This is a genomic window from Vibrio sp. OPT20, from assembly GCF_963889365.1.
Taxonomy (GTDB): domain Bacteria; phylum Pseudomonadota; class Gammaproteobacteria; order Enterobacterales; family Vibrionaceae; genus Vibrio; species Vibrio splendidus.
In genome coordinates this window covers 897,151-910,165 of record NZ_CAWPOA010000031.1, presented here as the reverse complement: position 1 = coordinate 910,165, position 13,015 = coordinate 897,151, and the positions used below count along the sequence as shown (strand labels likewise).

General features: G+C 44.1%; 10 protein-coding genes. 6 read left to right on the top strand and 4 right to left on the bottom strand.

From position 1 onward, the window contains the following. The first annotated feature begins 339 nt into the window (after nucleotides 1-339). Nucleotides 340-747: a SulA-like leucine-rich domain-containing protein gene (locus AACR09_RS05200; RefSeq protein WP_004733418.1), complete on the top strand. Its 408-nt coding sequence runs from the start codon at nucleotides 340-342 to the stop codon at nucleotides 745-747. 327 nt (nucleotides 748-1,074) lie between these two features. Further along, nucleotides 1,075-2,178, top strand: coding sequence for a phosphoribosylaminoimidazolesuccinocarboxamide synthase (locus tag AACR09_RS05195; protein ID WP_004733417.1), 1,104 nt, complete (start codon nucleotides 1,075-1,077; stop codon nucleotides 2,176-2,178). A gap of 223 nt (nucleotides 2,179-2,401) precedes the next feature. Here AACR09_RS05195 and AACR09_RS05190 read toward each other — a convergent pair whose 3' ends face one another. Then, nucleotides 2,402-2,779: a hypothetical protein gene (locus AACR09_RS05190; protein WP_004733416.1), complete on the bottom strand. Its 378-nt coding sequence runs from the start codon at nucleotides 2,777-2,779 to the stop codon at nucleotides 2,402-2,404. A 203-nt stretch (nucleotides 2,780-2,982) separates the two neighbouring features. Then, entirely contained in the window at nucleotides 2,983-5,361 is a 2,379-nt protein-coding gene (locus AACR09_RS05185; protein WP_193836105.1) for a helicase-related protein, read from the bottom strand. A 184-nt stretch (nucleotides 5,362-5,545) separates the two neighbouring features. Here AACR09_RS05185 and AACR09_RS05180 point away from each other — a divergent pair, with 184 nt between their 5' ends. The 3 genes from AACR09_RS05180 (at nucleotide 5,546) to AACR09_RS05170 (ending at nucleotide 9,797) form a co-directional block, all read left to right on the top strand. Beyond that, complete coding sequence (locus AACR09_RS05180) at nucleotides 5,546-7,234, top strand: NAD-dependent malic enzyme (protein WP_004733414.1); 1,689 nt, start codon at nucleotides 5,546-5,548, stop codon at nucleotides 7,232-7,234. A gap of 195 nt (nucleotides 7,235-7,429) precedes the next feature. Next, nucleotides 7,430-8,230, top strand: a complete 801-nt coding sequence (locus AACR09_RS05175) for a SanA/YdcF family protein (protein ID WP_029224433.1) — start codon at nucleotides 7,430-7,432, stop codon at nucleotides 8,228-8,230. Between the two features lie 196 nt (nucleotides 8,231-8,426). Next, a complete protein-coding gene (locus AACR09_RS05170) occupies nucleotides 8,427-9,797 on the top strand; it encodes an SLC13 family permease (RefSeq protein ID WP_017082762.1) in 1,371 nt (456 codons plus the stop codon). Nucleotides 9,798-10,093: 296 nt separating this feature from the next. On the opposite strand, the gene AACR09_RS05165 is transcribed toward AACR09_RS05170, so the two are convergent. Further along, the gene (locus AACR09_RS05165) at nucleotides 10,094-10,444 is read right to left on the bottom strand and encodes a GlpM family protein (RefSeq protein WP_004733411.1); all 351 of its coding nucleotides are present in this window, start codon (nucleotides 10,442-10,444) and stop codon (nucleotides 10,094-10,096) included. A 124-nt stretch (nucleotides 10,445-10,568) separates the two neighbouring features. Continuing rightward, entirely contained in the window at nucleotides 10,569-11,864 is a 1,296-nt protein-coding gene (locus tag AACR09_RS05160) for a GGDEF domain-containing protein (protein ID WP_193836103.1), read from the bottom strand. 304 nt (nucleotides 11,865-12,168) lie between these two features. Between AACR09_RS05160 and AACR09_RS05155 the strand changes: the two genes are divergently transcribed. Then, a complete protein-coding gene (locus tag AACR09_RS05155) occupies nucleotides 12,169-12,993 on the top strand; it encodes a DUF2797 domain-containing protein (RefSeq protein ID WP_017070245.1) in 825 nt (274 codons plus the stop codon). Nucleotides 12,994-13,015: the final 22 nt, after the last annotated feature.

Here is a 13,015-nt window from a genome sequence, read left to right as displayed (position 1 = left end):
TCTTCTCTCTTCTCTCTTCTCTCTTCTCTCTTCTCTCTTCTCTCTTCTCTCTTCTCTCTTCTCTCTTCTCTCTTCTCTCTTCTCTCTTCTATACAGGTGTATACAGTACTTTTCTGTCAAAACCACTGTATACACCTGTATAAGGCTCACATTTTTTCAAATTATGAGACAAAACAGCAAATTCATTCAAATTTAATTTATCATTGAATTTCAATAACTTAATTATGTTTAATCTATAAATTAAGACAAAATCGTCCAATAATCCCGCAAAAAACGCTTGATCTTATAAGCAACTAAAACTACTGTATACACATACAGCATGTATATAAGGACAGCAAAATGATTCAAGCACACGTTAAAGCCCAACACTCTAGCCCGCTAGTTCACTGCGCATTTACATCAGTTTCTCGTAAAAGCAAAAATTCAAACGAGGAAGCGTTATTTGCAAGAATGGCGTTGCTGTCCAACCAACATCAGTGGCTACTGTTTACCGCTCAAACACCGAGACCATCCGCTAAGCAGCTGAAGCAACATAATGTTTGCTGCGACCGAGTTATTCATATGAAAGCCTCTCATCAGATGACTGAGGTAGAAACCGTCGAGAAAGCCATTCGCTCTAAGAATGCGAGTGCGATTGTGGCAAGTGCATCGATTGATCAATTCAGTCAGCAATACCTAAGAACATTAGGAATGCGCTTTCAGTGTGAAGTCTTCTTTATGGATGCGAATTCAGAGCGTATTCACTAAGCCACCTTGCTTAATAACATGTTGGCTTAATAACATTGTTGGCTCAAAAACATAGCCCATACACATAGCTTAATCTTTTAGCTAACAAACTTAAGTTAACTTAACAGCATAGCTCCAAAACACAGTCCAAATATACTGCCTTCCCCTGCCCTACAATTCGCCTATTTTTTGTCGAATTGTTAGGCGGGGGTTTTTATTTAAACAATAGATTTAGCAATCGTTTGCTTTTTATCTGGAAGGAAATAGTAGATTGAGTATAATGCCCGTCTAATCATGTGCACACCGCACTTCTCTGTATGACGTTTGATAAAAGATAGGAATGTCTAAATGAGCCTTGCTGATCAAGTTCTTGCCGTAAATGATGACCTACCAATCCGTACTGATAAACCTGTCCACAGTGGCAAAGTTCGCTCAGTTTACTGGTTAACTGAAGAAGATAGTCAACGACTAATCAAAGAGAAAGGCTACGATGTAGCACCAGATGCGCCTTTAGCAATCATGGTGATCAGTGACCGTATCTCTGCATTTGATTGTATCTGGCGTGGTGAAGGTAATCTTAAAGGTGTTCCAGGTAAGGGAGCGGCTCTGAATGCTATCTCTAACCACTGGTTCAAATTGTTTAAAGACAACGGACTTGCTGACAGTCATATTCTTGATATCCCTCACCCGTTTGTATGGATTGTACAAAAAGCTCGCCCAGTCATGATCGAAGCAATTTGTCGTCAATACATTACTGGTTCAATGTGGCGTGCATACGCAAACGGCGAACGTGAATTCTGTGGTATCGAGATGCCTGAAGGCCTCGAGAAAGACAAGAAGCTACCTGAGCTACTGATCACGCCTTCCACAAAAGGGATTTTGAAAGGTATCCCTGGTGTTCCAGAAGCTGACGATGTGAACATCTCGCGTAACAACATCGAAGATAACTTCGCAGCGTTCAACTTTACTCAAGCAAGCGATATCGCGCACTACGAGAAGCTGTTAAAAGAAGGCTTCAACGTTATTAGCCAAGCACTCGCGAAAGTCGACCAAACCTTTGTAGATACAAAGTTTGAATTTGGTTACGTCAACGATGCTCAAGGTAAAGAAAAGCTGATCTACATGGACGAAGTGGGTACTCCAGATTCATCTCGCATTTGGGATACTCAGGAATACAACAAAGGCAACATCGTTGAAAACTCTAAAGAGGGTTTCCGTCAGTTCTTGCTTAACTACTTCCCTGATGCAGACATCCTTTTGAACAAAGAACGCATGCCAGAACGTGAAGCATTAGCTCGTGACAATGAGCTGCCTCTTGATTCACTGATGTCTCTGTCTCGTACTTATCTTGATATCGCAGCGAAAATCACAGGTGCAGAGATCGTACTGAGCGAGAACCCTAAGCAAGAAATCATCGATGTACTGCGTGCTGACTATGGTCTAGTTGACTGATTGCATTCTAGAAGGCTAAAAAGCTTCTAAACACAAATTTCAGATACTAAAAGGGCCTCATCATTATTGAGGCCCTTTTTACGTGTGCGATTTTTAATATTCTTTGAGCTCGCTTCTAAGCGATATATTCTAAGTTCTAAGTTTAAGCTCTATGCTCTAAGCTCTAAGCTCTAAGCTCTAAGCTCTAAGCTCTAAGCTCTAAGCTCTAAGCAATACTGAGAGATTACAGCTTGATAGTAAACTCTTCTCCAGTATTCTCGGCGATCACCAAATGACTGCGCGTCTCGATGTACTCTATCTGCTCTTCTTCAAGAGAATATGGCATAACAACTTTGAGCTCATTGATCCCTTCCAGCCTAGCTAGCTTAAGTAAGGTAACAATGTTTGACTCATCACTTTTACGCGTCGACATTGATTTTAATGCCATCTGCCATAAACGATCTTCAGGGCTTGCTAGCTCTTTAATGCTATCTCGCCAGACGGTACTGAATACTGGCGCAATTGTGGTTAGTGCTTCCAGAAAAGTCCATTTTTTACTGCATGAGGCGCCAAGAAAGGTTGTGTAATCGAACTCTACACGCGTCTCTATCTGTTTTTCCATGATGTCCCCCGACACTTTGACAACACAATATACTCAATATCTATCAACTCTTTCTTTATAGCAATAGGATATAGAAGAATAGTCTTTTATGACCTTTTGATTGGTTAAAAAGGCATATAAAAATCAATTTTGTAACAAAATAAGCACTGAATAATCATATATGCACCTATTTGATTAATATTTTAGAGATAAAACTTATCTATCTATTTTATATCAATTATCCGGCTCGCTTTTTTGTATTGAATACGCCAGCCAGACCATGTTGGCAGCTCCCAGCGTTTTGGTGATAACTTTCGGCTACCCGATTGATAGTGAACGTAAATCAGCTTTCGCGCGGGCAAGTATTCTACATCGAGTTGTAAGTCGGCAAGGCTCAGTGCAAACGGGTATTTTTCAGAGAACTCTGAATAGAACCAACTTGGAATCCCATGGAAAGGTATGTCTGCATGGTCGAACATTTCCAATTCGCTCACATCAGTGACACCTAGCACCTCAAGCTGCTCTATCAACCATAGCTCAAAGTTAATGTTCTCAATTTCTGGTGTGTATTGGGTTTGTTCATCGAGACCGAGTTTCACATACAGCTGCCAGTGTTTGATTTCTTGAGTGCGAACCTTTGCAAAACCGGGAAGTTGGACGCCTTTTAACACAAGATCGACAATAGGCTTTAATGATAGTTGCCCTTCAGCCGCGACGAGCTTAGTCGTAATTGTACGGCTTGCGTATACCAAAGCCATCTCGGTAAAGACACCATCATCATTTACTCTTGTTTCACCTTGCTCCCACTCTCCGAGTTCAGCTTCAATGATAAGCTCAAGAGGAATAGGTGCCGTGACCGTCGCTAAGGTCAGTGTTTGCTTAACACCTCTTCCCGGCAAACTATGGGTATCAAGCACCAACATCGCTTGTGCATTGTCCGGGAAACGATTCTGACGGCCGAGTACTGCCTCTAACACTCCATTGGCAAAGGCTTCTTTCCTCTTCAGTCGGCGCACAAACACCAGCTCAGGATGCAAATTCACAATAGTCTTAAGCAGCTCAATACGTTGGAAACGTGACGCGACTTCTAACTGAGGAAGTTCAAACACCTCACGCATTTGCTTTGCCAGCCCTTGTGCTTCATTCAGTGCCTGTTGGTCGATTTCTAAATGCGGATAATCACGACCGCGAACAATCTGAACTAACAGGCTTAAGTCACACCCTTCTTTCTCTTGCTGAGCCAGCGCTTCCAAATGTTCTGCATTGTTTGGTAATTGGTACAAGCGAGCAGGAACGGACAACGCCGCTGTGAGATCGACCATCGCTTCTTTTAAGGCTTTGGTTTTGATTCGAGTAACGATATCGGCATACAAAGCATCAATCGGCAATGGATACAGCTTTTTACCATGCTCGGTAATTTGATGGTCGGCGTTAATCGCCTCCATCGTCAGTAAGGTTTGAGTCGCGCTGTTTAATGACTTCTCAGGAATAGGATCGAGGAAGGACAAGATCTCAAGCGGAGCACCACAACATGCCGCGGCCAACATAGGTTCTGTCAGCTCTTCACGCTGCAATTCAGGTGGTGTGACTAACTCTAACGCCGCATGCTCGCCATATAGACGCACACAAATGCCATCCATCACCCTACCCGCGCGGCCAGCTCGTTGTTTGGCACTCGCTCGTGATATGGATTTAAGCATCAGTGTGGTTCTTCCGTTTCGTTGAACGGTGCGTCTTTCTAACCCTGAATCTATCACCACACCAATGTCGGGAATGGTTAACGAAGTTTCAGCAACGTTGGTCGCCAAAATGACCTTTCTCAGGCCATTACCTTCAGTATTGATATTACGACCCGATAACGCTAGATCTCGTTCTTTTTCACAGACCGACGCATGCAATTTCACTACTTGGATGTCTGGATTCTTTGCCAAGGCTTGTTCACATTGCACGATCTCTTTTTTACCTGGTAGGAAAACCAAGATATCGTCATGTGAAGCGATCAATTGATGATTCACTTCTTCAGCAATGCGTTGCTCTAGATGTCGAATATCGGGCAATGCTCTTGATTCATTCGCCCTGTGTTCAATAGCAACTTGATAAGTTCGGCCTTCACAGCTTATTCGATTCGCATCCAAGTAATGAGCAAGACGCTCTCCTTCAATGGTTGCTGAAGTGATCACCAAGCGATGGCTCTCTTTTTGTTTGAGAATCGCTACCAGCAGATCAATGTCCCAGCGTCTCTCGTGAAACTCATCCACCACAATCACATCAAAACTGGCTAATCCGTCTTCTGATAACCAACGCAGCGCGATACCGGGAGTCACAAAAACAACGTTAGTTTGCTCGTTGTACTCCGACTCAAGCTTAATCGCATAGCCAACCTTGCTACCAAGCTTCTCACCCGATTGCTGTGCGAGGTATTTAGCCAATGACGTACACGCGATACGTCTTGGTTCCACCACCAGCACTCGTCCATGCTGAGAAGCCCAAAGTGGCAAACGCGTTGATTTACCCGATCCGGTTTCAGCTTCGACTACAAGGTGAGAATTGGCGATTTGCTCGTGGAATACGTTTTGATAAGAATCGATAGGAAGTAATGACATAAAAAGGAGGAGTCGCGAAAAAGTGTGAGCGAAGTATAACGAATTATGGCGCTAGAATTCGATAAGTGTGGGACATGGGTAAGAATATCATTTTGTTTGCAAAGATCGGAGGGAAACTATTTACAATTGAATAACTAAACCGTTATCATTTTTCGGTTACCCTTTCTCCCATATTAGGCATCCAATGAACAACGATAAACGCCCTCTATATATCCCTTATGCTGGTCCTGCTCTACTAAGTACCCCTCTTCTAAACAAAGGCAGCGCATTCTCTGCTGAAGAGCGCAGTTCTTTCAACCTTGAAGGCTTGTTACCGGAAACGACCGAAACAATCCAAGAGCAAGTAGGACGTGCATACAAGCAATATTGTAACTTCGAAAGTGATATGGATAAGCATATCTACCTTCGTAACATCCAAGACACTAATGAAACGCTTTTTTATCGTTTAGTTCAAAACCACATTTCTGAAATGATGCCTATCATTTACACGCCAACGGTTGGCGCAGCATGTGAGAACTTCTCAAATATTTACCGTCGTGGCCGTGGTCTGTTTATCTCATACCCGAACCGCGATCGTATCGATGACCTACTGAACAATGCGACAAACCACAACGTTAAAGTTATCGTGGTTACGGATGGTGAGCGTATTCTTGGTTTGGGAGACCAAGGTATCGGTGGCATGGGTATTCCAATTGGTAAGCTAGCACTGTACACAGCTTGTGGCGGTATCAGCCCAGCTTACATGCTACCTATCGTGCTCGATGTGGGTACAAACAACCCTCAACGTCTTGCTGACCCAATGTACATGGGCTGGCGTCACCCTCGTATCACAGGTGCTGACTACGATGCATTCGTTGAAGAGTTCATCCAAGCAGTTCAACGCCGTTGGCCTGATGCATTAGTTCAGTTCGAAGATTTCGCACAAAAGAACGCAATGCCACTGCTTGAGCGTTACAAAGATCGCCTCTGTTGTTTCAACGATGACATCCAAGGCACAGCAGCCGTAACGGTTGGTTCTCTACTTGCAGCATGTAAAGCAGCAAACAGCAAACTTTCAGATCAACGCATCACCTTCTTAGGTGCGGGTTCTGCAGGTTGTGGTATTGCTGAAGCTATCATTGCTCAAATGGTGTCTGAAGGTATCAGCGATGCACAAGCACGCTCTCAAGTTTACATGGTTGACCGTTGGGGTCTGCTACAAGAAGGGATGCAAAACCTGCTTGATTTCCAACAGCGTCTCGTTCAAACCAACGAAAACACCAAAGACTGGGAAAGCGACGGCACTGGTTTCTCTCTACTAGACGTTGTTCGCCACGCGAAACCAACAGTATTAGTTGGTGTATCTGGTGCTCCAGGTCTGTTCAGCAAAGAAGTCATCAAAGAGATGAACCTACACTGTGAACGCCCTATCGTGTTCCCACTGTCTAACCCAACAAGCCGTGTTGAAGCAACTCCAAACGACATTATTCGTTGGACTGATGGCCAAGCACTGGTTGCGACAGGTAGCCCATTTGAGCCAGTAACTCATAACGGCACCACTTACCCAATCGCTCAGTGTAACAACAGCTACATCTTCCCAGGTATTGGCCTTGGTGTATTGGCTGTGAATGCGTCACGTATCACTGATGAAATGTTGATGGAATCAAGCCGTGCGCTTGCTACGTGTTCTCCACTTGCTATCAATGGTTCAGGTGCGCTACTTCCACCATTGGAAGAGATTCACACCGTATCTAAGAAGATTGCTCTTGCCGTTGGTAAGAAAGCGATTGAGCAGGGTGTTGCACTAGAGATCACTGAAGAAGCTCTTCAACAAGCGATTGACCAGCACTTCTGGCAGCCGGTTTACCGTCGCTACAAGCGTACTGCATTCTAATAAAGCGTGCTGTACTTTGAATAAAGTGCACTGCGCTTGGAATAAAGAGCGTTAACTATACTCTTACAAGAGCCTCTGCAACTGCAGGGGCTTTTTTCTTTACACTGTCTTGTCTTTTTAACTGATTTTTCTCATTTTTATTTGGTATTATCGAGCACTCAAAAATTAATGATCAGTCAAAGGACCATACCGAGAGTGAAATTTGATTCTCACATTTTCCGTAGCTACTTATTAAAAGCTTACAAAAAACTGCAAGGTTTTCTGTTTGGCGCTTTCCTCGTGTTCTTAGTTGGCAGCGCTGCGGTTATTGCGATCGATTATTGGGTTTCATGGCAAGCGGAAGATCGCATCATCTACGATATTGATGACGTGCCCGAGCTTGAGGTCGCGGTTGTGCTTGGCACAAGCAAATATCTGGGTAGAACACTCAACGACTATTATAAACACCGAATCGAAGCCGCGATTGAGCTGTTCGATCGTGAAAAAGTGGACCAATTTCTACTGAGTGGCGATAACGCTCATCGCTCTTACAATGAGCCGTGGACGATGAAACGCGACTTATTGAAAGCGGGTGTCCCCGATGAACGCATCAATCTAGATTACGCGGGTTTTAGAACCTTGGACTCGATTGTTCGCGCCAAAAAGATATTCGATACTGATAACTTTCTGATCATCACTCAGAAATTCCACTGTGAAAGAGCGCTCTTCATCGCCAATTCTTACGATATTCATGCGCAATGTTTGGCGGTTTCAGGACCAACTCACCATTCGGGAACCTCAATACGTTTACGCGAAGTGTTTGCACGCACCAAAGCATTCCTTGATCTGTATATTATGGGGACAACGCCAAAGTTCCTTGGACCTAAAGAGCCGATTCAACCCAGTCCAAAACCGGAATCATTTCCGATTCCAAACCCTATTACTGACCCCACTGTAAACCCTGTTGTAGACCCTACAACAAGCCCTATTTTAGAACCAGCAGAGACCGATGTGTAGAAAACTACACATTTTGAATTTGTTGCCTCACACTTCCCCATTGTTAAGCAAAAACACACCAACACTCCTTTATTAACTTGAGTAACATTCTTCCAACAAAGTCTGACCCTACATCAAGCTATATACCTCGAAAATAATAAGCACGACTCAATGAAGTCGTGCACCAATAAAACGAGGATAACAAAAGGAGCGTCTTATGACGGCACTTGTTACTACACTGAAACACTGGTTGTTTACCCGCAACAGCATGATCTTAATTGGTAATTTCACGTTATTTGCACTTTTGCTCAATAATCTTCCTTTCGAATCACAAGTGAATACGGGTTTGAGTATTCTCGTGTTCGTTGCCATTTTATGGTTAACAGAAGCGATTCACGTCAGCATCACCGCTTTGCTCGTTCCCCTATTGGCTGTCTTGTTTGGTGTATTCAACACGCCCGCTGCGCTGGCTAACTTTTCGAACCCAATCATCTTCTTGTTCATGGGTGGCTTCGCATTGGCAGCCGCGCTGAACAAGCAAGAGTTAGATAAAGCGATTGCTGACAAAGTACTGTTGATTGCAAAAGGCAGAATGTCGGTCGCCGTGTTCATGCTGTTCGGTGTGAGTGCAGGCTTATCCATGTGGATCTCAAACACCGCAACCACAGCAATGATGCTTCCTCTTGTTCTTGGCATCATGAACAAGGTTGACCAAAGTGAAGACCGCAACACCTACGTGTTCGTACTATTGGGTATCGCTTACTGTGCTTCAATCGGTGGTATCGCAACCTTAGTGGGTAGCCCACCAAATGCAATTGCTGCCGCAGAAGTTGGTTTAAGTTTCACAGAATGGATGGCGCTAGGTCTACCTATCTCAATGATCTTATTGCCAATCACAATGGTTGTCCTGTACGTGATGACTAAGCCAAAGCTCGACCATAAATTTGAGCTAGACCACGCTCCTGTAGAGTGGACAAACAGCAAAAAAATCACACTGTCTATCTTCCTTTTAACCGTAACGCTTTGGATATTCGGAAAACCAATCAACGCAATGATTGGCGGATTCTCTAAGTTTGATAGCTTGGTAGCGATTGGTGCCATTGTACTGCTTGGCGCTTCTAGAGCGGTTGAATGGAAAGATGTCGAGAAGACAACGGATTGGGGTGTGCTTATCCTGTTCGGTGGCGGTATCTGTTTAAGTAACATTCTGAAAGCGACTGGAACCAGCGTATTCCTAGCACACTCACTAAGCGGATTTTTAGAAACAGCAGGCGTGCTTCTTACGATTCTAGCCGTGGTAGCGTTCGTGGTATTCCTAACGGAGTTTGCGAGTAACACAGCGAGTGCGGCATTGCTTGTCCCTGTATTTGCAACCATTGCTGAAGCGCTGGGTATGTCACCTGTTATCTTATCTGCACTGATTGCGATTGCCGCATCTTGTGCCTTCATGCTACCAGTCGCGACACCACCTAATGCGATTGTATTTGGCTCTGGTCATATCAAACAAAAAGAAATGATGCGAGTCGGTATGGTGTTGAACCTAGTTTGTATCCTAGTACTAACACTGTTCGCTTGGATCTTCTGGTAAGCACTAACGCCCTATAGACTTATGTTTATAGGCAAGAGCTTATAGGAATGCCCCCCCTCAAAAACATCTGGTTGCAGCTTCCCCCGGCTCAACCAGTACAAAAATACCCGTTCAGCTAACAAGATCAGTTTAACTAGCAAGATCAGTTTAACTAACAAAACCAGCTAAACGGGCATCTAAAAACAAGAAACGCTTTTCCCTTTTGGTGGCCCCGCGCCACCTTTTTTGTGTCAGCTTGTCACCTTTTTTGTATCAACTTGCCACCAACCACTCATTACCGTTCTAAGATCTGGCTCTCACGCCACACTTGGCACCAAACGCGTCCAACCTAACAGCAGCATAGAAGCACACATAACCCAAACGACAGTGGCTAAAGAAAGCGTCGATACCAAATTGTAGCGATAACTGAACACATAAACCGCGCCAAGATAAGCCGCGTATGGCACAAGCGAGAACAAGCCAAAGAGTGCCGTGGTACGTAACTCCACCATGGTTTGTTCCGTGCCAACAATGTAGTGAGCAATCAGAGCAAAGGTTGGAAACAACGGCACTAAGCCTGCGATGTAAAAGCTCTTACTTTTCGACAGCAGCGCTATCAACAAAACAGCCGCCGCACCAAGCAGACATTTAAAGAACAGTGAAATCATTTTTTATATGTTATCCAAGCAAATCAACAAAGGCTCTAGAGGGTAAACTCATATAGCGCCCATAAAAATGCCACACGTCACATATGCACGTGTGGCTTATAAACTAACCAAAGCAATTTTCAGATTAGTGACTCAAGATCACCTGATTTCGGCCTGAATGCTTCGCTTGATATAGAGCTTCATCAGCGCGAGCAATGGTCTCTGTCACCCGCTCTTGTTTCATCTCAGCAATACCGATACTGCAAGTGAGTGGATCGCCATGAACCCAAAGGTGCTGGCTGACTAAAAGTCGTATTTTCTCAGCCTTTCTTTGTGCTTCGCCAAGATCAGTCTCCGGGCAAAAAACAATGAACTCTTCACCACCCCACCTCACCAGTTTGTCGGAAGCGCTGATCGAACTGCCGACTACCATGCTGAATTCTCGTAAAATATGATCACCCATTTGGTGTCCGTATTTATCGTTGACGCTCTTGAAGTAGTCAATATCGAGATACAACATACTCAGCTTTCCATGCCCCTGTTTTACCTGCTGAGACTGCATTTTTAGCCAATCACGAATCGCGTGCCGGTTGAGAATCCCAGTCAGTTCATCACGATGAGCCTTTTCTGAAAACTCAAAGTTTTGCTCTCTCAGTGCTCGATTGACGTTCTTTAAGTGATGATGTCTTTTCTCTGCAAGCACCATGCGCTTCCTAGAACGGTGCAATTCTGAAATCAAGAACACGGTGCCCGTCCCCACCCAGATAAACAGCAAAATTAAGAACAAGCTCTCGCCAGTGATATAAGAGCCTTCAAACTCAATGCTACGGATAACGATTCTATGATGGCCAAGCTTCGCCCCGGACGCAGTAGCAAACTCAACCATATTCACGTTCGAATATTCAGGCGCGGAGTGCTCTAACGCAATATCGTTATCCGCTAACCACCATGTCATTACTTGCAGGTTTTTGATCGGGATTTCAATCACACCACCATCGACTCCTGGAGAAAACTCCATCCCGTTGTACTTATGCGTGTACTCGTCATCAGGAACCGAATAAGCAGGATTATAATTACGCAGGTAAGTTCGCAAACGACCGCTAGAATCGGCCTCCGCATGGTAATCAATATTGACTCTAAAGGTGTGATACTGAGAAAGGTCAAGGCCAGTGGTAATGTCTGGGTTGATACGAATCGATAGGCCGCAATAAGGCCACGGGTACTCAGACTTTTTAAGCTCACAGTCGAGAATATACTGGCCATTTTGATAAGATAATTGCGACGTACTGACGCCCCTATCCACTTGATCGCTGGTCGCGATAAACTCATATTTATCCGGCGTAATTGCCGTTATCACACGATTTCCGCTCACACGGTAATACTGGACAATCGCCAGCGTCGTGATAACTAAAAAGATGACTATTTTATGGATCCACTTCACGTCTAAGCTTCCGGCTTAAGGTCCCTATAGTTGGGATTTCACGATAAAAAATAAGTTAGGTAAATTAGTGATCTTAATGCCAATAATTTACTAAAAAACGTTATATCACGCCTGAACAAAATGTCATACCATAATTTTAATCGAGTGTTTACTCATCAATTATCCATCGCAATAATCAAGTAATATTGCGTATTAAAACGGACTCTATTTGTTATACTCATCGCATAATCATCGTTAACCGGAACGCCTGCTTACAGAGCGTCCGAGTCGACGAAATAATAATCAAAATACAACGAGTAATGTCATGTCTTTATTAGCAAAAGGAACACTCAAGAAAATGAGTGCTTCGCTCGATGGTGCGGTTACCTACCGTTTACCTGTCGGTGAAGAGTTTGTAGAGCTAAACCCTCTGATTGGTAAAACCATCAACCTCACTCACACCGGTAATATTTTTTGCTGCTCGTGTGGCAAGAAAACCAAGAAAAGCTACTCTCAAGGCCACTGCTTTGTGTGCATGAGAAAGCTAGCAAGCTGCGACATGTGCATCATGAAGCCAGAAACTTGCCACTACGATGAAGGTACTTGTCGTGAGCCTGAATGGGGCGAAGCGAACTGCATGGTTGATCACTTCGTTTACCTATCGAACACATCAAGCCTTAAAGTGGGTATCACTCGTCATACTCAAATCCCGACTCGCTGGATTGACCAAGGTGCTACTCAAGGCCTACCAATCTTGAAAGTGAAAACTCGTCAGATTTCTGGCCTGATTGAAGTTGAGTTAGCCAAACACATTGCCGACAAAACCAACTGGCGCACGTTGCTAAAAGGCGACGGTGACGATATGGAGTTGGTAGAAAAAGCCAAAGAACTCTTGCCACTAGTAGAAGATAAGATTCAAGAGATCAGAGCGAAGTTTGGCGACGATGCAATCGAGATTCTTAGTGAGAACATCACTTCACTGAGCTACCCAGTTGAGCAGCACCCGGTGAAGATTGTGTCGCACAACTTTGATAAGAACCCTGAAGTATCTGGCGTGCTGCAAGGTATTAAAGGCCAATACCTTATCTTGGATACTGGTGTGATTAACATCCGTAAATTTGGCTCTTACGAAGTAGAAGTTTCTGCTTAGTAAGCCAATCGCTGTTTTGATC